Genomic DNA, 26,363 nt, shown 5'->3' with positions numbered 1-26,363 from the left:
AAGTACGCAAAGCTAAGCGCGAAGCTTTTCAATCGCATTCCAGATCCGAGCAGCTACCTCGTGTTTCGTTCCGTCCTCAATTTCCAGTTCTTTGCCAGACGCACTCAACAACCAACCGCGGTTAGTTGACTGGCCAAACACATTGCCACCAGCAACCGAGTTCAGCATGAGCAAATCCGCGCCCTTACGCTTGAGTTTCGCGCGACCATTCTCAAGTTCGTTGTCCGTCTCAGCTGCAAACCCGACGATCGTGGCATGAGTCTCGCCAGCATCTCGCTTTTCGACGAGACCTTTAAGGATGTCCGGGTTCTCGGTCAAGCGAACAACGGAGAGCGCGTCATCGCTCTTGCCCTTCTTCAGTTTCGTCGTAGCTTCCGATTCTGGACGGTAATCGGCCACGGCGGCCGCCATCACGATGATGTCTGCGTCTGCGGCACGCTCATCCATCGCGTCTTTCATCTCACGTGTGGATTGCACACGCACCACCTCCGCCCCTGAGGGCACAGATAGTTCCGCGGTTGCTCCAGCCACGATCGTGACCTGTGCTCCCCGCTGCGCTGCGATGTCCCCGAGCGCAAACCCCTGCTTGCCAGAGGATCGGTTACCAATGAAACGCACAGGATCAATATTTTCTTGCGTTCCTCCCGCGCTAATAAGTACGCGGGTTCCTGCGAGCGTCTGCTTCATTGGACCGGTTGCCAACACCGTACGAGCTAGCTGCGCAATCGGCTCAGGGTCCGGCAAACGACCCGGACCCGTGTCCTTTCCCGTCAGGCGCCCATGCGCCGGCTCAAGAACCGTAATCCCACGCGAACGAAGCACCTCTACATTGTGTTGCGTCGCTAGGTTATGCCACATTTCGGTGTGCATTGCAGGCGCAAGCACGACGGGGCATGTGGCCACAAGAATGGTTGCAGCCAACAGGTCATCTGCTCGGCCTGCTGCGACACGGGCCATGAGATCAGCGGTTGCAGGTGCGACAACGATGAGATCGGCCTCTTGACCGAGACGGACGTGCTGGACTTCGTCGACACGTTTGAATACCCCAGTATCAACAGGGTTTCCGCTCAGCGCCTCAAATGTTGCCGCACCCACAAACGACAACGCGCTTTCCGTAGGGATAACGCGCACATTATCGCCATGCTCTTTAAAGTCGCGGACCAAGTGGCATGCCTTATACGCAGCAATTCCGCCGGAGACACCGATCACAACGTTCTTGGGGGCAGACGTGGCTTCGCTCATGTGGGCCAAGCATACAAAAACGCCGTTGTGCGAGCCCCAATGGCTCGCACAACGGCGTCATTAGCAGAAGCGCTTACTGGCCTTCCTCGTGCTCGAGGAGGCCTGCCTCGATCTCACGCAGCGCGATCGACAGCGGCTTCTCACCAGGCTCTGGCGTTACCAGCGGGCCGATGAACTCGAAAACACCATCTTCGGAGTTCTGGTAGAAGCTGTTGATCTGACGTGCACGCTTGGCTGCAAAGATCACCAGAGCGTACTTCGACGAGACCTTCGTCAGCAGTTCATCGATCGGGGGCGCGGTAATGCCGTCCGGGGTGTCGTAGACACGTTCCTGCTGAGTCTCCTCAACAGCGGTGTCCTGCGACAGGTCATTGGTTGATTCAGTCACTAAAACCCACTCGCTAATTGTTGTCGGATGTTGCGCCTAGAAGGATGCGCGCAATGTGTGCAACGGCATCGTCGACATCGTCATTCACAACAACGGTGTCGAACTCCCCTTGCGCATCGAGCTCCTCGCGCGCGGTGGTGAGCCTGCGCTCAATCACAGCTTCCGTCTCGGTCCCACGACCCGTGAGACGTTCAACGAGGACTTCCCACGACGGGGGTGCAAGGAACACTGTACGCGCTTCAGGCATGAGCTGCTTGATGTTGCGAGCACCTGCGAGGTCCACCTCTACGAGTACCGGGCGCCCGTCTGCAAGAGCTTCACGGACCGGACCCGCAGGCGTGCCCGAGCGCTGAAGGCCTCCGTGAATGTCAGCCCATTCCAGCATCTCACCAGCATCGATGCGCTGTTGAAAATCATTCGAGGAGACGAAGTAGTAATCCCTGCCGTCGACTTCGCCCGGGCGTGGAGCCCGAGTTGTCATCGAGACAGAAAAGTAGAGGTCCGGCACCTCGCCGCGCAGGCGGCTAACCACCGTTGACTTACCTACGGCAGACGGTCCGGCCAAAACGACCAGCTGCCCGCGGGGCGCCACCTCAGCCATGTTTAGTTCTCTTCGAAGCCGAAGCGCTCGAGCAGAGCACGACGCTGACGCTCACCCAGGCCACGCAGGCGACGGGTCTGAGCGATCTCCAGCTCCTCCATGATCTCGCGAGCCTTGACCTTGCCAACCTTCGGCATGGCCTCGAGCAAAGCGGAAACCTTGGTCTTGCCGATGATCTCGTCGGTGTCAGCCTTCTCCAGCACGTCCTTGAGCGTGGTCTCGCCGCGCTTCAGGGAGGCCTTCAGCTCAGCGCGCTTCTTGCGAGCCTCAGCCGCCTTCTCGAGGGCTGCCTTGCGCTGTTCATCGGTCAACTGTGGAAGTGCCACGGGTTCCTCCATGTAGGTAGTTCATTCAATATGTTCAGGCCGACTCGTGCCGGCGCGGGGCCTCCTCCACACTCTGCGTTTCAGAAGGCGCACCGCATCCGACACAGTCTAACACTGCATCTGGTTGGCACCGGGAAAATGGAGCGCATTCTTGCTGCATTTCTCCATGTCACCGTTGCGACGCACCTAAACTACCAGGGTTTTTCTCAGCCGATGAAATGGACCCGCTAGTTATGGCTGTTTTACCAGTTCAGCGACACGTTTCCGCAGTTCAGTAACGTCCGGTCCAGCAGACAAGACGGAACGGGAAACATTCGGGAACACCAGGTGTGCGTTTGCACCTGCAATCTGCGCCGCGTCTTCCATCGTCGCTCCCTGCGCTCCGACCCCAGGCATAAGCACTGGAGCATTGAGCGCGTCGAGCACCGGCGGCTTCGCCACAGTTGCACCGACAACGACACCAACGTGGCCTACTGCAGCGCCCTGGTTGTACGTGGCGCATTCATCGACCATCCACTGCGACACCATGCGTCCATCGACTTCACTCGTCTGAAACGCTTCAGCTTCAGGGTTGGAGTTCGCAGACATCACGAACACGCCCTTACCGTGCGCTGCAGCAAGTGAGATGGCAGGCTCCAGCGACCCGACACCCAGATACGGTGTCAGCGTGAGCGCGTCCGCTTCCAACGGTGAGCCTGGCTGCAGCCACGCGGCGGCGTATCCGGCCATCGTGGAGCCGATATCGCCGCGCTTGGCGTCCGCGACGACGAGCGTCCCGCTCTCACGGAGTGCGGCGAGGGTCTCCTCGAGTACCGCGAAACCCGCAGAGCCGAACCGCTCGTAGAAGGCAACCTGTGGCTTGACCAACGCAACTGATCCTGCAAAGGCCTCGACACACGCCGAGGAAAACCGTTGCAGACCATCAATGGTGTCCGGAAGACCCCACTTGTCTAGCAGCGCCGCGTGCGGGTCGATGCCTACACACAGTCGGCCATATTCATTACCAGCGGCAACGAGACGCTCCCCGAAGGAGGCATGGGGCTGTACCACTACTGGCCACCCTCTGCGTTCTTGGAGACGCTGTGCTCGAGCTCCTGGAGGCTGGTCACATCAATAGAGTTGCTGCGCACTGCTTCGATGCCTTGGACTGTGGCGGTAACACCCTGCACATCGGTCATGATCGGTACATCCGCGATCACGGCTGCGGCACGGATGTCGTAGCCATCGTGGCGCGCGGTTGTCGAGCCCGCCGGAGTGTTCAGGATGAGATCAATCTCGCCGTCCAAGATCCGCTCCACGATGGAACGGCCCTTCGCACCTTCGCGGACCTCGGAGCCCTTGAGTGCTACTTCGCATTCGATGCCGTTGCGGCGCAGCATTTGCGCTGTACCTGCCGTCGCGATCACCTTGAACCCCATGGTGGACAAACGCTGGATCGGGAAGATCAGGGTGCGCTTGTCGTGGTTAGCCAGGGAGACAAAGACCGTGCCCTCCGTTGGCAGTTCGCCGTAAGCAGCGGCCTGGGTCTTAGCAAATGCCACACCGAACGACGGGGCAAGCCCCATGACCTCACCGGTGGACTTCATTTCCGGGCCGAGGATGGTGTCCAGAATCGACCCGTCTGGGCGGCGGAAGCGGCTAAACGGCAGTACCGCTTCCTTCACAGCGATCGGGTGGTTCAGCGGCAAGGATCCGCCATCGTAGTCGGACGGGATAAGGCCCTCGTCGCGAAGTTCAGCGATCGTCGCGCCGAGCATGACGCGTGCTGCAGCCTTCGCAAGGTGGACGCCGGTCGCCTTGGAGACGAACGGCACCGTACGCGATGCGCGCGGGTTTGCCTCGATGACGTAGAGGATGTCGTCCTTCAATGCGAACTGGACGTTCATCAGACCCTTCACCCCGATACCGTGAGCGAGTGCCTCAGCGGAGCGACGGACCTTTTCAATGTCGTCGGGGCCGAGCGTCATCGGCGGAAGCGCACAGGCGGAGTCGCCAGAGTGAATGCCGGCTTCCTCGATGTGTTCCATCAGACCACCGAGGTAGACCTCGTTGCCGTCAGACAACACATCGACGTCAATTTCGATGGCGTTGTCAAGGAAGCGGTCCACAAGCACTGGGTGGTCCGGGCTGAGCTCGGTTGCGCGCTCGATGTAGTTGCGCAGGGAGTCTTCGTCATAAACGATCTCCATGCCACGGCCTCCGAGCACGTAAGACGGGCGCACGAGGACGGGGTAACCAACCTTGTTGGCCACTTCGCGAGCCTCTTCGAAGGAGGTTGCGGTGCCAAATGCGGGAGCTGGAAGCTTGGCTGCTTCGAGCACCTTGCCAAACTCGCCGCGGTCCTCCGCCAGATCGATTGCCTCGGGGCTCGTACCGACGACCGGCACGCCCGCATCCGCGAGACGCTGCGCGAGGCCCAGCGGGGTCTGACCGCCGAGCTGCACAATAACGCCAGCGACCTCACCGGTAGCGGCTTCCGCACGGTAGATCTCCATCACGTCTTCGAACGTCAACGGTTCGAAGTAGAGACGGTCCGCGGTGTCGTAGTCGGTAGAAACGGTCTCCGGGTTGCAGTTGACCATCACGGTCTCGTAGCCAACGCGGGACAGTTCCAGGGCGGCGTGGACACAGGAGTAGTCGAACTCGATGCCCTGACCAATGCGGTTCGGACCAGAGCCCAGGATGACGACCTTGCCCTTGCTGTTTTCCTTTGCACCGGTGAACTGGTCAACCTCAGACTCGGCAGCCGGGTCGAGTTCGTACGCCGAGTACAGGTACGGAACCTTCGCCTCGTACTGGCCCGAGCAGGTGTCCACGGTCTTGAAGGTCGGGTGGATACCCAGCGTCCATCGCAGTTGACGCACGCCGTCTTCGCCCGCGAGTTCTGGGCGCAGCGTAGCAATCTGGGCGTCGGACAAGCCTTGAGCCTTTGCCTCACACAGGAGACCTGCGTCAAGCACAGGGGCGTCGATAAGCACCTGGCGGAACTCGACCAGCCCAGCGACTTCCTCGAGGAACCACGGATCGATACCGGAGGCTGCGTAGACCTCATCAACGCTCGCGCCGAGGCGAAGCGCAAGCTCGACATCGTAGAGACGCTTGTCGGTCGGCACCTTAAGGTCTTCGAGCACCGCTGCGACGTCATTTGCACGCTCTCCTGCGACGTACTCGTCGGAACGAGTCCAGAAGCCGTTTGGCTTGTCTTCCATCGAGCGCATGACCTTGTTCAGGCCCTGGATGTAGTTGCGGCCAATACCCATGGCCTCGCCAACCGCCTTCATGGAGGTGCCCAGAGTCTCGTCCGAGCCCGGGAACTTCTCAAAGGTAAAGCGTGGCATCTTGACGATGACGTAGTCGAGGGACGGCTCCTCAAGCGCAGTGGTCGCGCCACCGGTCATGTCGTTGGCAATCTCGTCGAGCGTGTAGCCAATAGCTAGTCGGGTTGCCACCTTTGCAATCGGGTAGCCGGTCGCCTTCGACGCAAGTGCAGACGAACGCGACACGCGCGGGTTCATCTCGATCGTGATCATGCGGCCGTCTTTGGGGTTGATGGCGAACTGGATATTGCAGCCACCGGTCCTGACACCGACTTCACGGATGATGGCCTTGCCTTGTTCGATCATCTTGGTGACCTCGGGCTCGGTCATCGTCAACACCGGCGCCACCGTGACAGAGTCGCCCGTGTGGACACCCATGGCATCCACGTTCTCAATCGTCGCAACCGTAATGCAGTTGTCATCCGAGTCACGAATGAGCTCGAGCTCGATTTCTTTCCAACCGAGGATGGATTCTTCAATGAGCACGTTCGCTTCTGGCGATGCGGTCAAGCCGTCGCCGGCGATGCGGTGCAAGTCGTCCATGTCGTAGGCAAGGCCGGAACCGAGACCACCCATGGTGAACGACGGGCGCACGACGACTGGGAAGCCGAGCTCCGCGACGGTTTCTTCCACTTCTTCCATGGTGTAGCAGACACGGGAACGGGCGGACTCGCCGCCGATCTTTTCAACAATGTCCTTGAACTTTTGGCGGTCTTCGCCGCGCTCAATCGCGTCGATGTCTGCGCCGATGAGTTCAACGCCGTGCTTTTCCAGAATGCCAAGCCGGTCCAGCTTGATGGCCGTGTTGAGTGCAGTCTGACCACCGAGCGTCGGCAGAATCGCATCAACCGGGTGGCCTTGCTCAGCCTCGCGGGCGAGGATGCGGTCGATGTACTCCGGCTGGATCGGCTCTACGTACGTGTGGTCGGCGAACTCAGGGTCGGTCATGATCGTTGCCGGGTTCGAGTTCACCAGGGTGACGCGCAGGCCTTCTTCTTTGAGCACGCGGCACGCCTGGGTGCCGGAATAGTCAAACTCGCACGCCTGTCCGATGACGATCGGCCCGGAGCCGATGACCAGGACGTGGTTGAGATCTTCTCGCTTCATAATGTTTCTCCTGGTCTTTCTTTTAAGCTTCTTGCTTTTCGACGATTACCTGCACGCGCACCGACTTACCCTCGTGCTGCGCCTGAGAGACGTGGCGGACCAGCCTGCGGGTGTCTACACCCCAGATGCCGGTAATGCCCTGCGCCTTCATTTCTTCTTCCAGGCTGTGCTTTGCTTCCTGGTTCGATGCGATGCGAGCGAGATCGCGGATCACCACGGCTTTTGCCGTGATTGCCGTACGTCCCTCCCCTGCTCCTTCACCTGTCCAGCCAACATTGCCGATGTGCGGTGTAGCGAACACCAGGATCTTGCCGTCGTTATCGGCAGAGCACATTTCGCGCTCGTAACCGAACATATCGATGATGCTCTTGAGATCGCCTTCAATGTCACCTTCCGGTGCTGCGCCGAAGACGAAGCCGGTGAATTTCTCGCCTGTGTCGAGGACGAGTTGTGCGCGGGTGCGCTGCTGCTGTGTTTGTGTCATGGGTTTAGGCCTTCTTTGCAGAGTAGGTTTGGGTGCCGCGCAGCCAGGTGCCAACTACGCGTGCGTTAAATTCGATGCCTTCGTAGGGAGTGTTCGACGCCTTCGACGCCATATCCTTGCCCTTTGCGGTCCAGGTGTCCTGTGGATCAATCAAGGTGAGGTTTGCTGGCTCGCCAACCGCGATCGGACGGCCCTGGTCCTCAAGCCGCAGAATTTCGGCAGGGCGCTCGCTCATGACCTTGGCCACGAAGCGCCAGTCAGCAAGACCCGATTCGACGAAGACTCGGTGCACGATCGCCATGGACGTTTCTAGGCCGAGCATGCCTGGCTTGGCGTGCTCGAACTCCACGCACTTGTCTTCAGATCCGTGAGGAGCGTGGTCGGTGGCGATGACGTCCACGGTGCCGTCGAGAAGCGCTTGCTTGAGCGCTTCAGCGTCGCGCTTTTCGCGCAGCGGCGGGTTGACGCGGAACAGGCCGTCGTAGGTGGACAGCATTTCGTCGGTAAGCAGCAGGTGGTGCGGGGTGACCTCTGCCGTAACGTTGATGCCCTGCGCTTTGGCGAACCGAAGCAGCTCGACCGTGCCTTCGGTCGACGCGTGGCAGAGGTGGTAACGACCACCGTAGTCACGAGTCATGATCGCGTCGCGTGCGACGATGGATTCCTCCGCGACACGCGGCCAACCTCGAAGCCCCAGGCGCGCTGCCTGCTCGCCTTCGTGGGCTACAGCGCCCTCGGTCATGCGGTGGTCTTCCGCATGCTGGGCAAGAATCACGTCGTGTGCCTTGGCGTATTCGATAGCGCGGCGCATGAGCTGCGGGTCGTTGACGCACTTGCCATCGTCGGAAAACATGCGCACACCGCTGCGGGCCATCAGACCGATCTCGGTGAGCGTCTTGCCCTCGAGTCCCTTGGTAATCGAGCCCACCGGGTAGACATCGCATTTACCGTACGTCTGGCCCTTCTCCCAGACCGCCTCGGCGAGGAACGGCTGGTCGATCACCGGGTTGGTATTCGCCATGGTGAATACAGCGGTGAAGCCTCCCTTGGCGGCAGCATCCGAGCCGGTAGCGATGGTTTCGGTGTCCTCGCGGCCCGGCTCACGCAGGTGCACGTGCATATCGACGAGACCAGGAAGCAACACGTTGCCACCACAGTCGATGGTTTCATCAGCATCGTCAAACGGGTTGTCCCCAATGGAGTCGATGACACCGTCTTCCACGTCAATGAGAATGCTGGTCACGTCCTCGCCATATGGACGAACGTTGTTGAGTGCAAGCTTGGTCACTTGATCGCTCCTTCTTCGCCGCCAGTGCCGGCGAGCAGTGTGAACAACACGGCCATGCGGGTGTACACGCCGTTAGAGACCTGGCCAAGGACGACAGCATTGTCGCGATCAGCCACGTCGTAGTTAATTTCCATGCCACGCAGCATCGGACCCGGGTGCATGATCAACGCCGAATCCTTCATGCGGTCGGCTCGATCAACGCTCAAGCCGTACAAGGTGGCGTACTCGCGGTGCGACGGGAAGAACCCGCCGTTCATGCGCTCGGCCTGCACGCGCAGCATCATCACGACATCTGCGTGCTCAATCTCGGCATCGAAGTCATACGAGACACGTGCCGGCCAGAACTCCACACCGGTAGGCAGCAGCGTCGGCGGCGCAACCAACACAACCTCTGCGCCCAAGATGTGCAGCAGGTCCACGTTCGAGCGAGCAACACGGGAGTGCAAAATATCGCCGACGATCAGGACGCGCTTTCCAGCGACATCGCCAATGTGCTGGCGCATGGTCACCGCATCCAGCAAAGCCTGTGTCGGGTGCTGGTGCTGGCCGTCACCTGCGTTCACGATGCTTGTATTCGGCAACCACTTGGCCAGAAGCTGTGCCGCACCCGAAGCAAGGTGGCGCATGATGATCGCGTCTGCACCGATTGCCTCCAAGGTTGCAGCGGTGTCTTTGAGCGATTCACCCTTCTTCACCGAAGATGAAGACGCAGACAGATTGATCACATCGGCGCTCATCCACTTGCCCGCTGTCTCAAACGACGAGCGGGTACGCGTCGAGTTCTCGTAGAACAACGTCATCACAGTGCGACCACGCAGGGTCGGAAGCTTCTTGATCTCACGACCATCCAGAGCTTCCCGGAAGCGGTCCGCTTCATCCATCAGCTCGATGATCTCTTCGCGGCTGAGATCTGCAATATCGATGAGGTGCCTCATTTACGCCTCCCGTTCCAGGGTCACGCGATCTTCACCGTCGAGCTGGGCGATCGCGACAGTGACATCTTCGTCCTTCGATGTGGGGATGTTCTTGCCTACGTAATCCGCGCGGATTGGCAGTTCCCGGTGGCCACGATCGACCAGCACTGCGAGCTGGATCGCGGCTGGCCTACCGATGTCGCGCAGCGAATCAAGGGCGGCGCGAATGGTTCGGCCGGAGTACAAGACATCGTCGACAAGCACGACAATTGCCCCGTCGATGTCGACCGGAATGTGGGTTGGGCGCAGTGCCCGATGTGGCTTGTCGCGGAGATCGTCGCGGTACAAAGTGACGTCGAGACTGCCTACTGGCACGCTCACGCCTGAAAATTCTTCAACCGCTTCCGCAATACGCTGCGCTAACGGAACACCACCGGACGGGATCCCCAGCAGAATGACCTGCGGTCCGTCGCTGTCGTCCAGCGTTGTCTTCTCGATGATCTGGTGCGCGATGCGTGCAACAGTGCGACCGACGTCCTGAGCGTTCAGCAGCTCAACCGTCGACCGTTCGTTTCCACTCATCGAACCTCCTTCCCCGCCTCTCTGTGCGGCATTTAAAGGAAATATCGACGCGGTCCCGCCTATCGGGGCCGTGTGAAGTCTCGGAGACTGCGCTTCACATTAGCACCAGCACCGCGCCATCGCGAGGAGTTTCACCCAGATGGGTATTCTCGCAAGTGTGACTACAGAAGAGACTGAAGCCATCCAGCCCAACGAGCACCCAGAACGCAACGTTCCGGAACCGGTGACTACCGAAGCAATCGCCGCGATTTTTGAGGAAGAAAACCTTGAATACCGCGTCGAAGATCAAGCCGTGCGCTCTGGTTTTATCAACGCAGCAATCGTCATTGCCCTCGACGGCGATCACCTCATCTTCGAGGCCCTGTGGCGTGGCGAGTTTCCCCGCGATAGCGCATCGCAGGTGCTGTTTGCCTGCAACGAGCACAACCAGACGCATTTTGCACCGACCCTGCGTTTCTTCGAACGCGGTGAGGACAACCTGGCTGTGAGCGCCATTCGCTCGATGAACATCGCCGATGGAGCCTCATTCAACCAGCTCGGCTCTTTCATTGTGACGTCTATCGACGCCACGCTTCAGGCATTCGACTACCTCAAAACCACTTTCCCGACCGTCGTGAACTGGGAGGAACCGCAGCAGTGAGCACCGCAACTCAAGTAACCATCGACCGCGTCATCGAAACGATGGCGAAGCAGGGCATCGAAGTTTCCGACGACCCGTCTGGCCGCGCAGGCCACGCCCATTACAAGGGATTCAACCTGCTGTTTGTCCTGTTGGACTCAGTGTTGATCCTGCGTGCGGACTCGGTTACCGACACCCCGTCCGACACGCCCGATGCCACCTTGTACCTGGCCGCAAACCAGGTCAACAGCTCGTACCTCGACGCGCGTGCGCTCGTGGTCAACCGCACCGAGACGATCGTTGTGCGCACCGAATCGGAAATCGCGATCGGCGCAGGGCTAAGCGACGAGCAACTCGCGTCCTCGCTCAAGGCCGCTGTTGCTGGTGTGTTGGAAACCCAAGATGCCATGCAGGTGCTGGTGGGCGAGATCAAGCGCACCGCTGAGGAAGCAAGCGCAGCGCAGAACGATACCGAGGAGAGCTAAGCGGTTTTCTCACCGCTTAGGTCGCCCTTCTCCCCTATTTACGCCTGCTCATCAAAACGCCTCCAACGATGAGGCACGCGATTGCCAAGCCGAGAGCATTGCGGACTTCAGCTCCCGTCGAGGCCAGCGAACCTCCTCGTTGTTCATCAGAGACACGAGGGCTTTGCGCGGTACCTTCTCCGGTCCCCCGCGCCACCTTCTGTGTGCTGCCGACGGCTGCGCCTTGCGCAACCGCCGAGCTTGCACGCGACCGCTGCGTCGTGGGGGTCGTGAGGCTCGTAGGGGTTTTCTGTTTCGAGCCCGTTGATGATGCCGCAGTCCGTGACGCGGACGCAGTCACCGTCGCAGACGCAGTTGGCCGAGCGGTTGCCTGTTGACTCTCTCGCACAGTGCTCGTTGGGCTGGTGCTCGTTGGGCTGGTAGGCGTTGGCAAGCCACTGGCCGATGTCGAGCCGCTGGCCGATGGCGACGCCTGAGGCACGTCGTTCCTGCTGGAAATCTGCGTGTCATCGCCAACGAGATACGTCACCGTTGACCATTCCGTCACAGGTTCGCCGCTAAGCGAAACGGTACGCATCTCAATGTCATAGACGCCGGGCTGCGTAAAGATCCAGTCTGCGTGCACGTGGAAATTGCCCGGTGTGACTCCCGTGATGGTGTGCGTTTGGGAATCATCGGCCAACGTCGCAGGCGGCACGCCGATAGTTGGCAGGTGCCCCGCCCACCAACGTCCACCTGTTGGCGCAGTTTTCGGGCGCACTTCAATGTTGACACCATCTGGGTAAGTCTCCGCTACTTTCATCGTGTCCCACCCGGGCCAGACGGCGTCGTGAAGCTGCCCGAGCGGAAGGTGATACACCGTGTCACCTTCCTGGAGGAATCCGACATTCGTTGCAACCCGTGCAGTGCGTTGATCGACTGTGATCTTTCGAGCATCGAACACACGCAGTGCAACCGATTCGGGAATGTGATGGGTACTTCCTTCGTGGACGAAGAAGCCAGTCTTGCCGTCGATAACCTTTGGGCCAAAATCAACATGGCCTGTGGTGATCTCGACCGGCGTAGTCTCAGCTGGAGGTTCTGAGGACGGCAGGGTCGTCGCCTGGGCAGACGTAGTCGGTGCTGCCGTTGGTGCCGTTGTCTGTGCCGGCGTTGGTGCCGGTGCCGTTGTCGCGACCGTCGTGTCGGGCCCGGTCGTGTCGGGCACCGTCGGCGGAACAAACTCCCCGTCGGCTGCTACCACGAACCGCAGAATTTCCTGCTTTGATGTGGATCCTCCAACCTCGGCGACGGACACTCCGATTTCATAGCTGCCTGGCTTATTAAAGGCCCAGGAAACATGCATGTGTTCTGGACCGTCGGTGGTGTACGCACGGGTTGCGTCGTTGCCTGCAAGACGCATGCTCGGATCTGTCTGATCACCGCGAAACGCGATCCAGTTACCGCCCCGTGGTGCAGATACAGGTGTCAGCGTGAAGGTGTAGTTCTTCCCTGTCTCACCGAAAGCATGCTCTGTGCTTAAGCCAGGCCAGACAACTCCACGGCGCTGTGTTTCTGGGAGAATATATGCGACCTCCCCTGCTTTTGCGAAGCCTTCGATATCGTCATCCAGCACTGTCCCGACCTGTTTCGGCACGGTGAAAGCAACGCTGGATGGCGAGCGCCACACCGCACCCTTGTCGTAAAGATTCGTCTCGTCTTTCACGCGCAGGTGAAGTGTGCCTGACTCGTAGAGCGGTGCAATATCGACGTGCCCGGAGTGCAGGTTGAGCACTTTCTCCTGCGCTGGAGTGGGCGTCGACGATGGTGAGGGTTCCGCCGAAGGCGCCGGTGAAGGCGCCGGTGAAGACGGCTGCGGCGACGGCGCTTCAGAGGTTGCAGTCGGTGCTGCAGGTGGCGTTGCAGGTGCTTCACCCAACGTCACTGTGGTCTCGGGAATCGGCGAGTAATCAGCCTCCTGCAGGTGGTTAAACAAAGCTGCGTCAGTGGCGTTCGATCGCGCTTCGGGCACAATCTTGAGGATCAATTGATGCCCAGGACGGCGGCAACCGTCAACGAGTTGTTTGCTGGTTCGGCCGCCAGGAGCTGAGGTGAATTCAATTTCGCAATCGGCGATAGCGTGTTCTGGCAATTCAGTCAACGGGTCACCGTCGATGCGGTAGAAACCACCGGAGACACGAAGCGTGGTGCGATCATCAGCTGGGCGCACCGTGATGTCGATGTTGCGGTCGTCCTCGCCGTAGACCTCTCCAGTAGACACCACGACATCTGGACTGGTGATGTTGAACGGCTCGGTTTCAAAAGGCGCGATGTCATCCATCTGCGGGGTTGGAAGCTCCTCAGCGCGCTCGCTTGTCGACGACGCCACCGCCCCAGTCCTAAACGTCAACGGCGCAGAAATCCAACGTGGCGACGGCGATCCAGATACAGGAATGTAGACCGCCTGGAAGTCGGAAAACTCTTCGCCGATCATCTCATCCCACGAGGCCTTGCCGCCGACTACTTCCCGTTCCGCAAGGTAGAAACCGTTGATAAGGAACACGACATGCCCAGCATCTTTCGGGTTACCGGTATCAAACGCCAAATTGGTCAGGATCCCCTCCTGTGCGCCCTTGGTCTCTCCTTGTGCAGGGCGCATCTGGAACGTTGGGGAACCTGTCCCCGACGTGTTTGCCTGACTATAGGCTCGGGGCAAATCGTTGATTGTGCGGTCAGCCGGGTTCGTACCGCCGACCTGCCACACGAGTGTCTGGGGTTCCGAATGGATAAAGGAACCGTCTTTGAGACGGGCTGTCGCCCGATACGTCACCTCATAGCGCCCCGGTCGAGTGAAGGTCGTCGAGTTGTGAGTGTGGGTACCGGCGTTGACCCACGTTGCACGGAAACCTGGATCGTGGGACGACCAGAGCCGGTTAAGCGGATAGACCTCGTCGCTGTAGTTAAACAACTCCATCTTTCCGGGACCGTGGAAATCGACGATCTCCATATTGAAGGAAGCCGCACGGAAATCCTCTGTCGGCAAGTCAGCGGCCGCTCCGAAACCTGCCCAAATCGGCATGGTGTTCTTAGGGAAACCGTGCGCGGGCCCACCGAAGTACATCAGTTGCTCGTCGTACGGGTCGAGGAAATCGAATCGGGGATCGTCGGGAACACGCCAGGCGTAGGCACCTAGGCCGCCGTCCACGCGTCCCCTACTCACCCAGTTCACGGTGTCCTCAATGGGCAGGTAGCCCGCACTATTGGACATGAGGCGAAACGTTCCATCCTCCCACACAGCGTGGGGTGAGTCGACGTGTGTTTGGGTTCGCACAACCGGCTGTGAGGCTTCACTCCACGACAACGGTGCACACAGCACCGTGAGCGCTACCGCGGATAACAGCGCCACAAAGCTCTTCCGAGGATGCACGTCTTTTAGATCGCCCATAGCGGAAGTAGTACGGCGGGGCATGGCCGCTCCTTAAGGTTACTGAAAATGATTGTCGTTAGTAACCTTACAGGTGTCTGGGCACAGCCGAGGAAGAACCGAAGAAAAACAAAACCGTTGCCAGCAGGTTCATTCCCTAATGAGGAAAACCTGCTGGCAACGGCCTATCTGGGTTTGAGCGAGTTGGATTACTCGGAGGCGTCATCCTCCGACGTTTCCGCCACGCCTACGCCACCGTCCTGGTCTGCGGACTGGTCGGTATCTTCGGCGTCTTCTTCGCTATCAGGCGACACGAAGAACGGCGAATTCGGATCAACGGACGATGCAATCCGATCCAACACAGCGTTGATGTAAGGCGCAGCCTTGGCGCCCGAGTACTCAGAAGCCATCTCGACAGCTTCCTTGATCGAGATTGGCGCATCGACTTCGTCGTTAAACAAAATCTCCCAGGCGGCCACACGCAGGATCTGACGGTCGACGGCTGGCAAGCGAAACAGCTCCCAGTCCTCGCTGAGTGAGCGCTCGATCGCGTCATCCAAATCGTCGAGCTTTTCAGCAGCGCCTGCGACAATCTCGCGGGTGTAATCAGCAACCGGCGCAACTGCGTTCAACGGATTCCGCGAAAGCTCAGTGCGGTCCTCAACGATGGCAACCGGATCGATATCCCGTGTCTCCGCCTCGAACAGCATGTCTACCGCACGACGGCGCGCCCGGTAACGGGCGCCATGACGTTTGTAGTCGAGCATTAGTTGTTCACGCGAGAGAGGTACTCGCCAGTACGCGTGTCAACCTTGACCACGTTGCCGGTTTCCAGGAACAGCGGAACCTGGATCTCAGCACCAGTCTCCAGCGTTGCCGGCTTGGTACCACCGGTGGAACGGTCGCCCTGCAGACCCGGCTCGGTGTGCTCGATCTTGAGGTCCACAGAGATCGGAAGCTCAGCGAAAAGTGCTTCACCCTCGTGGAAAGAAACCTGAACATGCATGTTCTCCAGCAGGAAGCGTGCTGCATCGCCGAACTTGTCGGCCGGCAGCTCGAACTGCTCGAAGGTCTTGTCGTCCATGACAACGTAGCTCGTGCCGTCGTTGTACAGGTAGGTCATATCGCGACGATCAACCGTCGCGGTCTCCACCTTCACACCTGCGTTCCACGTCTTCTCAACGGTCTTTCCGGAGACGACATCCTTAAGCTTGGTGCGCACGAATGCCGGTCCCTTACCGGGCTTGACATGCTGGAACTCAACGATCTGCTGCAGTTTGCCATCGACCTTCAGCACAAGACCGTTCTTAAAATCGGCGGTAGTTGCCATGGGTGGTACCTTCCTCGTAATTGTTTCGGAACGTGTACAAACACAGCAATGCTACAGCACCGTCAATTCCTTCGGGTACTTGGTGATAATCCGTGGCTTCCCTGATGTGATGATCAACGTGTCCTCGATACGCACACCGGTCTTGCCCGGAATGTAGATCCCCGGCTCAATGGTCAGGGTCATACCTTCCTTTAGGTCTCCCTTGCCGGTCTGTGCGGCAGACGGGGCTTCATGCACGTCCAGGCCGACACCGTGGCCAGTGGAGTGAACGAAGTACTCGCCGAAGCCTGCCTCTTCAATAACGTCGCGGCAGGCCTTGTCTACATCCACAAGTGCCGTTCCCGCCGTGGCTGCCTTCACGCCAGCAAGCTGGGATGCAAGCGTCACTTCGTAAATCTCGCGCTCCAACTGACCGATTTCCCCGATAGCAAACGTACGGGTCATATCGGAGTTGAACCCGAGGCGGTGCATACCGTAATCAATGGTCACCAAATCGCCTTCGGCGATAAGACGGTCGCCGGCCTGATGGTGTGGCTTCGAGGCGTTCGGGCCGGAGGCGACAATCGTGTCAAAACTTGGGCGTTCTGCACCAAGTCGACGCATGCGGTACTCAAGGTCAGCGGCAATGTCACGCTCAGAACGGCCTGCTCGCAATTCTCCTGCGGCGACGAGTTCCTCCAACGCCTGTGTGGCCAGCTCGGCAGCCTCAGTCAGACGGGTGAGTTCAAGGTTGTCCTTAAACAAGCGGATCCCTTCAATCACGCCAGAAACCGGCACAAGGGTTACGCCCTCCGGGCATGCATCCTCGAGGCGCTTGAGCTCCGCAACGGAAACGAAATCTGCCTCATAGCCCACCCGGTGGCCTTCGGTGACCTGCGACAACAACTCGGTTGCTGTCGCGCGAGCGATCGTCGCCTTGATATCCGGGACTTCTTCAGCAATCTGGGTGGTGTAACGACCGTCGGTCGCGATCTTCGCAGTACGGTCTTTCGACACCAGAAGCGCGCCGTTCGAGCCGGAGAAACCAGACAGGTAACGCACGTGGGTCAAATGGGTGACCAGCATGTCGTCGATACGCTGTGCCGCAAGTTGCGACGAGAGTTTCCTCCGACGAGTTTCAAAACGAGTATCGGCCAATGCCATCATTTCCTCCTTGCGAAGTAGTCCAACGCGAGCCGGTAGCCTTCCGTACCCAACCCCGCGATCACGCCTACGGCGATTGGCGAGAGGTACGAATGGTGCCTGAACGACTCGCGCGCGTGCACGTTCGAAATATGCACCTCAATAAAACCTTGGTGATCATTTAGTTCTACCAGCGCATCACGAAGCGCGACCGAGGTATGGGTAAAACCACCCGGGTTAATGATCACCGGCCAAGTGTTATCGGCCGCTTCATGCACCCAATCAATCAGTTGGCCCTCGTAGTTGGACTGGCGGCACTCCACTTCAACCCCAAGATCCGCTGCGTGATCGTGCAATTGCTTTTCGACGTCCGCCAGCGTGACCGTCCCATACACCTCCGGTTGGCGTTTGCCGAGTCGATTGAGGTTCGGACCATTGAGTACCAAGATTTTCATGTTCTACTCCGAAATCTTTGCGTACGCCGCGCGCATCTCTTCCACAGTTGCGTCCTCCAGGCGAGTGCAGGACCCAAGGCCGTCCAGGACTACAAATCGGATCTTGCCGTCGCGGTTCTTCTTGTCCAGAAGCATCGCCTCATGCAACTCTTCAAACGCACCGGCCTCGTAGCGCGTGGGAAGTCCCGCACCACTGATGACGGTCTCGTGGAGGGCGACCAGGTCATCGTCGATAAGCCCGCGCGCATGAGCAAGGTGTGCCACAAACATCATGCCCACCCCGACGGCATTGCCGTGGCGCCACATGTAATGCTCGCGACGTTCGATCGCATGGCCCAGAGTGTGGCCATAGTTAAGAATCTCGCGCAGCCCAGCTTCCTTGAGGTCCTCCCCCACGACCTTGGCTTTTACGCTGACAGAGCGCTCGACAAGCTCCGCCCAGTGATGCTCTGGGCCCTCCTGATAGAGCTCCAAAATCCGCGGGTCCGCAATAAAGCCCGTCTTTACCAACTCAGCAGAACCTGAAACAACCTCTTGCTCAGGCAGCGTTGCAATACGAGCGAGATCAATAAACACCGCATTCGGCTCGTGGAACGCACCGACGAGATTTTTACCTGCGGTCGTGTTGATGCCAGTCTTGCCGCCGACTGCCGCATCAACCATGGCGAGCAATGTCGTCGGCACATGCACAACCTTGATGCCGCGCATCCACGTGGCCGCGGCGAAACCGGCAAGATCTGTCACAGCGCCGCCACCCAAACCGACAACGGCGTCCTGGCGCGAGAACCCGTGCTCCCCCAACACGTCCCACAAGTGGGAAAGCACCGGAAGATCCTTTCCAGCCTCCGCATCGGGAACACATGCCAAGACCGGCGCCAGGCCCGCTTGCTCAAGCATGTGCTCAAGGTCCTCAGCAACGGCACGCAACGGTTCCTGGTGGACCACCAGCACACGGCGTGCGCCGGAATCCGCAAGGTGACCTGCTACGGCGTCAAGGTTATTGCTGCCAATATGAATGTCGTACGGACTTGGGCCCGTGACGGATACCACTGCCATTGTTTGCTCCTTCGCTTGACAGAACTGAAGCCTGACGGAAACTACTCGCCGTCGATGAAACCCAAAATCTCTGCGACAACACGCTGCGGTGGCCGCGCGTCCGTGCGGACGCGGAACGTGGCCACTTCGCGGTACAGCGGTTCACGTTGATCCATGAGGTCGCGGTAACGCTGCTCGCGATCATCACTGTCAAGCACTGGTCGAGTGGAATCCTGTGCTGTGCGGCGAATACCCTCTTCCGCGCTGACATCGATCCAAACAACAGTGTGGCGCTGCAGCAGCTGTCGCACTTCCTCGGTCACGATCGCACCGCCCCCGAGGCTGACTACCCCACCGGTGGCCAGAGCACGTGCCACAAACCCGACTTCGAGCTCACGGAAGGCATCCTCACCCAACTCGGCGTACACCTCGCCACACGCTTTGCCTTCAGCCTGTTCGATGAGCAGATCCGAATCCATGATCGGCAGGTTCAGCGCGCTAGCTATTCGACGACCAATCGTTGACTTACCTGACCCCGGCATACCGACGAGCACCACGCGAGGAGCCGTATGAACCGTCGCCGGACTTGTATTTGTTGACTCCTCGTTGCATGCCTCTACTGCCTGCAAATCAGTGAGCTCAGTCATCGGCATCCCTAACTTGATCAAACGCAAGACGTTGTGCGACGTACTCCTTGTACGACTCTACGTTGCGCTTCACCTCCTCAATCGTGTCTCCCCCGAATTTCTCAGAGACAGCCTGTGCCAGAACAAGCGCAACCATTGCCTCTGCAACGACACCACCAGCGGGCACGGCACAGACATCGGAGCGTTGGTGAATCCCCGTGGCAGCGTCGCCGGTGCTCATATCAACCGTCTTCAAGGCACGAGGGACAGTCGAGATGGGCTTCATCGCAGCGCGAACGCGCAACTGCTCCCCATTCGTCATGCCACCTTCGATACCGCCTGCACGGTTGGTCAGCCTCCGCACACCATCTTCGGTGCGCTCGATTTCGTCGTGTGCCTGCGATCCACGGCGACGCGCCTCCTCGAAACCGTCGCCGATTTCGACGCCTTTCACCGACTGGATACCCATCAGCGCGCCTGCCAACTGCGCATCCAAGCGTCGTTCGCCAGAAATGTGGGAGCCAAGGCCGATCGGCAGCCCATCCACAATGACCTCAACGATCCCGCCGAGCGTGTCGCCCGATTTCTTCGCAGCCTCAATAAACGCGACCATGTCCGCCTCGGCGTCCTTGTTAAACGCACGAACAGGGGAAGCATCAATTGCCTCAATATCGGCGAAGCTTGGCGATTCTCCTACGTACGGCACCGACTCCCCAATCGACACCACATGGGAAAACACCTCAACCCCGAGAACCTCACGCAGGTAGCTACGGGCAACCGTACCGGCTGCTACGCGGGCAGCAGTCTCTCGTGCAGAGGAACGCTCAAGCACAGGACGTGCAGAACCGAAACCGTATTTGATCATGCCGGCGAAATCGGCGTGCCCCGGACGCGGACGGGTCAACGACGCACCGCGACCAGAGCTCAACTCTTTTGCCACCTCAGGGTCAGAGGCATCAACCGGCTCAGCAGACATGATCGTGGTCCACTTCGGCCACTCGGTGTTGCCAATCTGGATAGCCACCGGGCTACCGATAGATGAGCCGTGCACGACGCCCGTCAGCAAAGTGAGCTCATCTGCCTCAAACTTCATTCGCGCGCCACGGCCATAACCGAGACGGCGACGAGCGAGCTGATGAGCAATTTCTTCTTTCAATACCGGCACCCCAGAAGGCATGCCCTCAACGAGGGCTACGAGGGCCTGGCCGTGCGATTCACCGGCTGTAGTCCAACGAAACATGGCGACATTCTCGCACAAGCAGCTGCGATAGATGTGCTTATACCCCGAAATACATTACGACGAGCCACGTTGTGGCAAGCATCGATGGACCATGTGCGACGGTTCGGCTGCGACTTAACCACGCCATTAAGACTGTGAGCAGGCCGGACACACCAATCGCAACGAGTACCGCCGGCAGTTTTCCGGAGATCACACACACCATCGCCAGCGGCAGCGCCAACTTAACGTCCCCACCACCGACCCCCTGAGGCGAAAACAGATAAAGCCCCGGCCACAGCAGTGCCCACAGCAACGTCGCCTCGCCAAGAAATGGCGCGAGAAGGCAAGCAATCAGCGCCACAATGGCCGGCGGCACTGTCAGCGCATTCGGCAGACGCCGAAACGCAACATCAAACACCATCAGGGCCGCTGTCCAGCAGGCAGCAACAGTGGCCCCCAAAACTCCCCCGAATTCCATATGGACAGCGTACCGAAGTTGAGTACTTCGAACCGCTCTGGCAAGCGAGCTGCTTCTTACGAGTTCGCGTGCCGCATCAGCGCGTCGCGCATCGCCTGTCGCGGTGCGTCCACACCGGTGAATTGCTCGAACTGAGCGTACGCCTGTCCGGCAAGCATCGACAGTCCACCAACGGTGCGGTAGCCGTTCGCTGCAGCCTCTACGGCGAGCCGCGTGGGCCACGGGTCGTAGATCACGTCAAACACCGGGGCGTGTGCAAGATCGGATGCCACGTAGTCAGCTGCCCCGGCGGGGACAGTCGAAATGACGAGGTCCGATGCGGACGTAATGTCCGCTAGAGGTGCCTCGAAATCCACGAAGTTAAGCACCATCCCCGCAGCAAGGTCTGTGTACTCCCCGCTGCGGTCAGTGCGGTTGACCACGGTTACCTCACGGACTCCGATATGCCGCAAGGCCCACATGACTGCGCGCGCTGTACCGCCCGCGCCAACGATAACGGCGTTAACCGGGGAATCGGGACCAAGTAGCTCCCCAATGGCAGCAATCACGCCCTCGCAGTCAGTGTTGTCGGCGCGCCAACGGTTGTCGTCGATACGCGTCAGCGTGTTTGCGGAGCCGATCTCACGTGCCCTGTCAGTGACTTCATCCGCCACCGCGAGAGCGGCAAACTTGCACGGCATGGTTACAGAAAAGCCCCGGAAACTCGGATCGGCGTTGCGGACGAGATCAGCCAAATCATCCGCAACACACTGTTGGCGCGAGTAATGCCACCCAGTGAGGTCCGCCGCCTCGTAACCCGCATTGTGAAGAACCGGCGATAAGGAGTGCTCGATCGGTGAACCGAGGACCGCTGCCCGATTCGTCACAGTCCCCGACACAGGTTTGGCTGAGTTCATGCTGCGCGACGACTCCATAACTAACGCTGCGAGTCCAGGATTCCCGACTCGATCGCGCGCTGCGTGTCATTGAGGTGCTGCTCGAACGTGTCGTTGAAGATGGTTGTGCCGTCCTTGTCCACGGTGACAAAGAACAGCCAGTTGCCGTCAGCTGGGTGCTCTACTGCATCGATCGCCTCAATGGACGGAGATGCAATCGGCGTTTGCGGCAGGCCATCCATTGCGTACGTGTTCCACGGAGTAACCCGCTTGCGGTCTTCATCTGTGGTTGCAACCTCAACGCTCGGCAACCCGTAGTTCACCGTGGAGTCGAATTCCAGTCGCATCGGCTCATCGAGACGGTTCAAGATGACGCGAGCGACCTTGTCAAACTCTCCGGCCGGCGCCTCACGCTCAACCAAAGACGCAGCGACAAGCAACTCGTACGGGCTCAAGCCAATCACTTGCGCGCGGTTGACAATGTCAGTTGCGTCATACTGCTTCGCAGAGCGCGTCACCAGATCCGAAAGAATATCCTCGGCGCTCGCGTGCGGGTCGATGATGTACTCACCAGGGGCAATGAGGCCCTCCAAACGCTTCGCGTCGCCAGCACGGGCAGCAACCGTTTCACGAGCCCACTCCGGCACACCGAGCTTCTCAGGATCACTGTTCGCCGCAGCGTTGTTCAGCTTCTCCACGTTGACACAATCCGGTGTTACCTCCTCGCCACAGGTAGCCGACTGGATCATCGAGAAAATACCGAACCGAGTCTGGCCGCCAACGACGTTGATATCCATCAACGTCGCACCTCCGTAAACCTGCAGAGGGGTGATGCGCTGCGCGGGATCAAGGAGTGCCTCAACCGCTGACTTCGCGCTCATTTTGCCCTGCAATCTGTAGAAGCCGGGCTGAATGTTTCCCGCATCAGGGTTATTCGCTGCCGCTGTTTGGAAAGCACCGTCGCTGGCAACAATGCCGCGCTCTTCAAGCTCGGGGCCGAGCGCTGACAGGCTCGATCCCTCCTTGATTTGAACGACCTGTTCCTCACCGTTGCCTGCACCCTCAAAGTCTGCCGAACCCGAAAGGTTGCGCAAGACGGCAATCCAAGCGACAAGGCCAATGATGAGCAAAATGGATGCGACTAGCACCGCGGTGCCTCGGGTACGCCGGCGTGCGGCTTCACGGGTAGACACGGTTAGTTCTCCTTGAGGTAGTTCAGTCGGCCGTCAAGCCACGATTGCAAAATCTCTACAGCAGCTGCTTGATCAATGACCGCACGGCCTGCTTTCTCATTCACACCAGACATCCGCAATGAATGCGTCGCAGCAACTGTGGTGAGACGCTCATCCGCCATCCGCACCGGCACATCGCTACGCCGGCGAATACGGAATGCGATTTCCTTCGCATGTTTCACGCTTTTTGATCCATTGCCTTGCAGATCACGAGGAAGCCCCACAATGACTTCGACTGCTTCATTCTCAGCGATGAGTTCCAATATCCGCTCGATATCTTGCCCATCGCGGTCCTTGAAGCCGGTCACTCTGTCAATCGTTTCGACCGGTGTTGCCAGGCGGGCATCCCGGTCGGAGCGGGCAACGCCAATGCGCACAGTGCCGACATCAATGCCAAGTCGGCGTCCCGCACCGGGGTCGTCGACCCCAGGGCGATCTGGCTCCACCTTCATCGCTGCTCCTTTCCGTGTCTGCTGGCCTGGTCTCAACCTAGCCGTTAGCTGTGCGTCTCGTCGGACGCGCATTCGGCGTGTCAGCGTCGAGTTTGTCCGCGAACGCGAGGCTTAGTCCCGGCGAAGCCAGTCACGCACAGCGGACAAAGCAGCAGGAATGCCTTCGGGCTTCGCACCAGAGCCCTGCGCAAGGTCAGGCTTTCCGCCACCCTTGCCATCGACGTACTCGCCAAGCACCTTGACCACATCGCCCGACTTGATGCCGTCTTCCACTGCAGCCTTTGTTGCTGCAACCGCCAGAGAAACCTTGTCGCCAACCTTCGAGGTCAGCACGATCAGCGCATCCTCGGACTGCAACTTGCCACGCAGGTCAGAAACAATCGTGCGCAGATCACCCGTGTTGATCCCGTCGGGCAGCTGCTTTGCGACGAGGCGACGCGCGCCGATGGTCTCTGCTTCCTCCGCAAGGCTTGCAGTGGAAGCCAACAGCTGCTGACGGTGCAGGTTTTCGATTTCCTTTTCAGCCGCACGCAGTCGCTCAGCAAGCTGGGCAATACGGTCCGGAAGATCTTCCGTCGGCGTCTTGAACTCCGCAGCCAGGCCAGAAGCCAGCGCTGCCTCCTTCGACAGGTACTTGAAGGAATCCATACCGGAGTACGCCTCGATACGGCGGGCTCCGGAACCGACCGAGGACTCGCCAAGCACGGCGACAGGGCCGATCTGAGAGGCGTGCTCCACGTGGGTACCGCCACAAAGCTCGACGGAGAACGGTCCGCCGATCTCGACGACGCGGACAACGTCGCCGTAGCTTTCGCCGAACAGCGCCATCGCACCCATGGCCTTCGCCTTGTCCAGCGTGGTCTCAATGGTGTTGACAGCAAAGTCTGCGTCGACAGCCTGGTTCGTGATCGTCGCAATCTCCTGCAGTTGTGCCTCGGTCAGCGCCTCGGTGTAGTTGAAGTCGAAGCGCAGATAACCCGGCTTGTTCAAGGAACCAGCCTGGACTGCTGTGGGGCCGAGCACCTCACGCAGCGCCGCGTGAATGAGGTGCGTTGCGGAGTGAGCCTGGCGGGCACCGTGGCGCCACGCACCGTCAACCTCAGCCGTGACCGTCGAGCCCAGATCCAGTCCACCGTTTTGGACTGTCGCCTTGTGCAGCCACAGTTTCTTGCCCACGCGCTGCACGTCATTGACGTTGAGGATCGTGTCCCCCATGACCAAGCGGCCACGATCGGCCATCTGACCACCCGATTCGGCGTACATCGGGGTGACGTCGAGGATGACCTCGACCTCGTCGCCCTGGGAAACCTCGCCAACTTTCTCACCGTCGCGCACGAGGCCAATGACCGTGCCGTCGTGAACCAACTGCTCGTAACCGACAAATTCCGTCGGGTTGTTATCAACCCATTCGCGGTACAGCGACTCGTCAACGTTGCGGTGCTTCTTCGCCTTGTTGTCGGCCTTCGCGCGCTCACGCTGTTCCTGCATCGCAGCGTTAAAGGCATCCATATCGACGTCCAGGCCGGCCTCGCGCGCCATCTCGACCGTCAGGTCGATCGGGAAGCCGTAGGTGTCATGCAGCTCAAAGGCCTGATCACCCGGCAGGACAGCAGCACCCGAAGCCTTCACTGCGGTTGCGGCTTCGTCGAAACGCGACGTGCCGGACTCCAGTGTCTTGGAGAACGCCCTTTCTTCCGCAACAGCAACACGCAAAATGCGCTCGCGGTTGTCCGCGATCTCCGGGAAGGACGGCGTCATGGTGTCCATGATCGTGTTCATGAACGTCTCCATAACCGGCTTCGTCGCACCCAACAGACGCGCGGAGCGGATGATGCGGCGAAGCAGACGGCGCAGGATGTAGCCGCGGCCCTCATTCGACGGGGTAACACCGTCGAGGATGATCATCATGCCGGTACGGGCATGGTCAGCGATCACGCGGAAGCGGACATCGTCTTCCTTGTTGCCGTCGTCGTACTTCGAACCGGTGAGCTCCACGGCTGCATCGATGACCGGACGCAGAAGGTCCGTCTCGTAGACGTTGTCTACTTCCTGCAGGATGCAGGCCACACGCTCAATGCCAAGACCGGTATCGATGTTCTTCTGTGGCAGCTCGCCGACAATCTCGAAGTTGCCCTTCTTATCACCTTCGCCGCGAATGGACTCCATGAACACGAGGTTCCAGATCTCCATGTAACGGTTGTCGTCGGCGATTGGGCCGCCTTCCTTGCCGTACTCCGGGCCCCGGTCGTAGTAGATCTCAGAACAAGGGCCACACGGACCGGGGATACCCATGGACCAGAAGTTATCCTCCATGCCCATGCGCTGAATACGCCCTTCCGGAACGCCAATCTTGTCGCGCCAGATTGCGGCCGCCTCGTCGTCGTCAAGGAAGACCGTAACCCAGAGACGCTCCGGATCAAGGCCATAGCCACCGTCAGCAACAGCACCCGTCAACAGGTTCCACGCGTGAGTAATGGCGCCTTCCTTGAAGTACTGACCAAACGAAAAGTTGCCAGCCATCTGGAAGAACGTGTTGTGGCGGGTGGTGATACCCACTTCCTCGATATCGAGGGTACGCACGCACTTCTGAATCGATGTCGCCGTGCCATTGGCAAAGTCTGGGGTCTGATCGCCCAAGAAGTACGGCTTGAACGGCACCATTCCTGCGTTGACGAACAGCAGCGTCGGATCGTCGAGAATCAGCGAGGCGCTCGGTACCGGGGTGTGCCCGGCCTCAACGAAATGGTTGGTAAACCGCTCTCGGATCTCATGGGTTTGCACGC

Annotated in this window: 25 protein-coding genes; 2 read left to right on the top strand and 23 right to left on the bottom strand. The window is 59.5% G+C overall.

Annotation, left to right across the window (positions count from 1 at the left end):
- Positions 1-12 precede the first annotated feature (12 nt).
- The 10 genes from coaBC to pyrR form a co-directional block, all read right to left on the bottom strand.
- Complete coding sequence (gene coaBC / locus HMPREF3120_RS06150) at positions 13-1,242, bottom strand: bifunctional phosphopantothenoylcysteine decarboxylase/phosphopantothenate--cysteine ligase CoaBC (protein WP_141739385.1); 1,230 nt, start codon at positions 1,240-1,242, stop codon at positions 13-15.
- A gap of 73 nt (positions 1,243-1,315) precedes the next feature.
- Positions 1,316-1,630 carry a DNA-directed RNA polymerase subunit omega gene (gene rpoZ / locus HMPREF3120_RS06145; RefSeq protein ID WP_371325710.1) on the bottom strand — a complete coding sequence of 105 codons (315 nt, stop codon included), beginning with the start codon at positions 1,628-1,630 and terminating at the stop codon, positions 1,316-1,318.
- Between the two features lie 13 nt (positions 1,631-1,643).
- Entirely contained in the window at positions 1,644-2,231 is a 588-nt protein-coding gene (gmk, locus tag HMPREF3120_RS06140) for a guanylate kinase (RefSeq protein WP_070423104.1), read from the bottom strand.
- A 2-nt stretch (positions 2,232-2,233) separates the two neighbouring features.
- On the bottom strand, positions 2,234-2,557 hold the full coding sequence (gene mihF / locus HMPREF3120_RS06135) for an integration host factor, actinobacterial type (protein ID WP_070423240.1): 324 nt from the start codon (positions 2,555-2,557) through the stop codon (positions 2,234-2,236).
- Between the two features lie 231 nt (positions 2,558-2,788).
- The gene (pyrF, locus tag HMPREF3120_RS06130; RefSeq protein ID WP_070451385.1) at positions 2,789-3,607 is read right to left on the bottom strand and encodes an orotidine-5'-phosphate decarboxylase; all 819 of its coding nucleotides are present in this window, start codon (positions 3,605-3,607) and stop codon (positions 2,789-2,791) included.
- Positions 3,607-6,981 carry a carbamoyl-phosphate synthase large subunit gene (gene carB / locus HMPREF3120_RS06125; RefSeq protein WP_246815432.1) on the bottom strand — a complete coding sequence of 1,125 codons (3,375 nt, stop codon included), beginning with the start codon at positions 6,979-6,981 and terminating at the stop codon, positions 3,607-3,609. The genes pyrF and carB overlap by 1 nt, the downstream gene beginning before the upstream one ends.
- A 22-nt stretch (positions 6,982-7,003) precedes the next feature.
- A complete protein-coding gene (locus HMPREF3120_RS06120; RefSeq protein ID WP_070451382.1) occupies positions 7,004-7,465 on the bottom strand; it encodes a carbamoyl-phosphate synthase domain-containing protein in 462 nt (153 codons plus the stop codon).
- Between the two features lie 4 nt (positions 7,466-7,469).
- Positions 7,470-8,753, bottom strand: a complete 1,284-nt coding sequence (locus HMPREF3120_RS06115; protein ID WP_070451380.1) for a dihydroorotase — start codon at positions 8,751-8,753, stop codon at positions 7,470-7,472.
- The gene (locus HMPREF3120_RS06110) at positions 8,750-9,688 is read right to left on the bottom strand and encodes an aspartate carbamoyltransferase catalytic subunit (RefSeq protein ID WP_070451378.1); all 939 of its coding nucleotides are present in this window, start codon (positions 9,686-9,688) and stop codon (positions 8,750-8,752) included. Before HMPREF3120_RS06110 ends, HMPREF3120_RS06115 begins: the two co-directional genes overlap by 4 nt.
- A complete protein-coding gene (gene pyrR / locus HMPREF3120_RS06105; RefSeq protein WP_070423098.1) occupies positions 9,689-10,249 on the bottom strand; it encodes a bifunctional pyr operon transcriptional regulator/uracil phosphoribosyltransferase PyrR in 561 nt (186 codons plus the stop codon).
- A gap of 157 nt (positions 10,250-10,406) precedes the next feature.
- Here pyrR and HMPREF3120_RS06100 point away from each other — a divergent pair, with 157 nt between their 5' ends.
- Positions 10,407-10,889: a YbjN domain-containing protein gene (locus tag HMPREF3120_RS06100; RefSeq protein ID WP_224212667.1), complete on the top strand. Its 483-nt coding sequence runs from the start codon at positions 10,407-10,409 to the stop codon at positions 10,887-10,889.
- Positions 10,886-11,353, top strand: a complete 468-nt coding sequence (locus HMPREF3120_RS06095) for a YbjN domain-containing protein (RefSeq protein ID WP_070451375.1) — start codon at positions 10,886-10,888, stop codon at positions 11,351-11,353. Before HMPREF3120_RS06100 ends, HMPREF3120_RS06095 begins: the two co-directional genes overlap by 4 nt.
- Before the next feature lie 34 nt (positions 11,354-11,387).
- Here the strand turns inward: HMPREF3120_RS06095 and HMPREF3120_RS06090 are convergent, their stop codons facing one another.
- From HMPREF3120_RS06090 to alaS, 13 genes are all read right to left on the bottom strand, one after another.
- A complete protein-coding gene (locus tag HMPREF3120_RS06090; protein WP_070451373.1) occupies positions 11,388-14,777 on the bottom strand; it encodes a choice-of-anchor M domain-containing protein in 3,390 nt (1,129 codons plus the stop codon).
- Between the two features lie 188 nt (positions 14,778-14,965).
- Positions 14,966-15,523, bottom strand: coding sequence for a transcription antitermination factor NusB (gene nusB, locus HMPREF3120_RS06085; RefSeq protein WP_070451371.1), 558 nt, complete (start codon positions 15,521-15,523; stop codon positions 14,966-14,968).
- Entirely contained in the window at positions 15,523-16,086 is a 564-nt protein-coding gene (gene efp / locus HMPREF3120_RS06080; RefSeq protein WP_070451369.1) for an elongation factor P, read from the bottom strand. The genes nusB and efp overlap by 1 nt, the downstream gene beginning before the upstream one ends.
- A gap of 51 nt (positions 16,087-16,137) precedes the next feature.
- Positions 16,138-17,229 carry an aminopeptidase P family protein gene (locus HMPREF3120_RS06075; protein ID WP_070451367.1) on the bottom strand — a complete coding sequence of 364 codons (1,092 nt, stop codon included), beginning with the start codon at positions 17,227-17,229 and terminating at the stop codon, positions 16,138-16,140.
- Positions 17,229-17,663, bottom strand: coding sequence for a type II 3-dehydroquinate dehydratase (gene aroQ / locus HMPREF3120_RS06070; RefSeq protein ID WP_070423092.1), 435 nt, complete (start codon positions 17,661-17,663; stop codon positions 17,229-17,231). The genes HMPREF3120_RS06075 and aroQ overlap by 1 nt, the downstream gene beginning before the upstream one ends.
- A gap of 3 nt (positions 17,664-17,666) precedes the next feature.
- The gene (aroB, locus tag HMPREF3120_RS06065) at positions 17,667-18,719 is read right to left on the bottom strand and encodes a 3-dehydroquinate synthase (protein WP_070451365.1); all 1,053 of its coding nucleotides are present in this window, start codon (positions 18,717-18,719) and stop codon (positions 17,667-17,669) included.
- A gap of 41 nt (positions 18,720-18,760) precedes the next feature.
- Positions 18,761-19,345, bottom strand: coding sequence for a shikimate kinase (locus HMPREF3120_RS06060; protein ID WP_083284804.1), 585 nt, complete (start codon positions 19,343-19,345; stop codon positions 18,761-18,763).
- Complete coding sequence (gene aroC / locus HMPREF3120_RS06055; protein ID WP_070451361.1) at positions 19,338-20,564, bottom strand: chorismate synthase; 1,227 nt, start codon at positions 20,562-20,564, stop codon at positions 19,338-19,340. Before aroC ends, HMPREF3120_RS06060 begins: the two co-directional genes overlap by 8 nt.
- Before the next feature lie 37 nt (positions 20,565-20,601).
- The gene (locus HMPREF3120_RS06050; protein WP_070451359.1) at positions 20,602-21,021 is read right to left on the bottom strand and encodes a prepilin peptidase; all 420 of its coding nucleotides are present in this window, start codon (positions 21,019-21,021) and stop codon (positions 20,602-20,604) included.
- Positions 21,022-21,077: 56 nt separating this feature from the next.
- Entirely contained in the window at positions 21,078-21,917 is an 840-nt protein-coding gene (locus HMPREF3120_RS06045) for a shikimate dehydrogenase (RefSeq protein ID WP_070451357.1), read from the bottom strand.
- Positions 21,918-21,937: 20 nt separating this feature from the next.
- A complete protein-coding gene (mltG, locus tag HMPREF3120_RS06040) occupies positions 21,938-23,089 on the bottom strand; it encodes an endolytic transglycosylase MltG (protein ID WP_070451356.1) in 1,152 nt (383 codons plus the stop codon).
- Between the two features lie 2 nt (positions 23,090-23,091).
- Complete coding sequence (gene ruvX, locus HMPREF3120_RS06035; RefSeq protein ID WP_070423088.1) at positions 23,092-23,580, bottom strand: Holliday junction resolvase RuvX; 489 nt, start codon at positions 23,578-23,580, stop codon at positions 23,092-23,094.
- Between the two features lie 111 nt (positions 23,581-23,691).
- Positions 23,692-26,361: an alanine--tRNA ligase gene (gene alaS, locus HMPREF3120_RS06030; RefSeq protein ID WP_070451354.1), complete on the bottom strand. Its 2,670-nt coding sequence runs from the start codon at positions 26,359-26,361 to the stop codon at positions 23,692-23,694.
- Positions 26,362-26,363 lie beyond the last annotated feature (2 nt).

Source organism: Corynebacterium sp. HMSC11D10, from assembly GCF_001806995.1.
Taxonomy (GTDB): domain Bacteria; phylum Actinomycetota; class Actinomycetes; order Mycobacteriales; family Mycobacteriaceae; genus Corynebacterium; species Corynebacterium coyleae.
Note: the sequence above shows the minus strand (reverse complement) of the source record. Positions and strands in the feature narration are given on the sequence as shown.

Bases quoted from the DNA above. Each gene is read 5' to 3' on its own strand.
- coaBC (WP_141739385.1), bottom strand. From the start codon at position 1,242: ATGAGCGAAGCCACGTCTGCCCCCAAGAACGTTGTGATCGGTGTCTCC.
- gmk (WP_070423104.1), bottom strand. From the start codon at position 2,231: ATGGCTGAGGTGGCGCCCCGCGGGCAGCTGGTCGTTTTGGCCGGACCG.
- carB (WP_246815432.1), bottom strand. From the start codon at position 6,981: ATGAAGCGAGAAGATCTCAACCACGTCCTGGTCATCGGCTCCGGGCCG.
- HMPREF3120_RS06120 (WP_070451382.1), bottom strand. From the start codon at position 7,465: ATGACACAAACACAGCAGCAGCGCACCCGCGCACAACTCGTCCTCGAC.
- HMPREF3120_RS06110 (WP_070451378.1), bottom strand. From the start codon at position 9,688: ATGAGGCACCTCATCGATATTGCAGATCTCAGCCGCGAAGAGATCATC.
- pyrR (WP_070423098.1), bottom strand. From the start codon at position 10,249: ATGAGTGGAAACGAACGGTCGACGGTTGAGCTGCTGAACGCTCAGGAC.
- HMPREF3120_RS06090 (WP_070451373.1), bottom strand. From the start codon at position 14,777: ATGGGCGATCTAAAAGACGTGCATCCTCGGAAGAGCTTTGTGGCGCTG.
- nusB (WP_070451371.1), bottom strand. From the start codon at position 15,523: ATGCTCGACTACAAACGTCATGGCGCCCGTTACCGGGCGCGCCGTCGT.
- efp (WP_070451369.1), bottom strand. From the start codon at position 16,086: ATGGCAACTACCGCCGATTTTAAGAACGGTCTTGTGCTGAAGGTCGAT.
- HMPREF3120_RS06075 (WP_070451367.1), bottom strand. From the start codon at position 17,229: ATGGCATTGGCCGATACTCGTTTTGAAACTCGTCGGAGGAAACTCTCG.
- aroQ (WP_070423092.1), bottom strand. From the start codon at position 17,663: ATGAAAATCTTGGTACTCAATGGTCCGAACCTCAATCGACTCGGCAAA.
- aroB (WP_070451365.1), bottom strand. From the start codon at position 18,719: ATGGCAGTGGTATCCGTCACGGGCCCAAGTCCGTACGACATTCATATT.
- HMPREF3120_RS06060 (WP_083284804.1), bottom strand. From the start codon at position 19,345: ATGACTGAGCTCACTGATTTGCAGGCAGTAGAGGCATGCAACGAGGAG.
- aroC (WP_070451361.1), bottom strand. From the start codon at position 20,564: ATGTTTCGTTGGACTACAGCCGGTGAATCGCACGGCCAGGCCCTCGTA.
- HMPREF3120_RS06050 (WP_070451359.1), bottom strand. From the start codon at position 21,021: ATGGAATTCGGGGGAGTTTTGGGGGCCACTGTTGCTGCCTGCTGGACA.
- HMPREF3120_RS06045 (WP_070451357.1), bottom strand. From the start codon at position 21,917: ATGAACTCAGCCAAACCTGTGTCGGGGACTGTGACGAATCGGGCAGCG.
- ruvX (WP_070423088.1), bottom strand. From the start codon at position 23,580: ATGAAGGTGGAGCCAGATCGCCCTGGGGTCGACGACCCCGGTGCGGGA.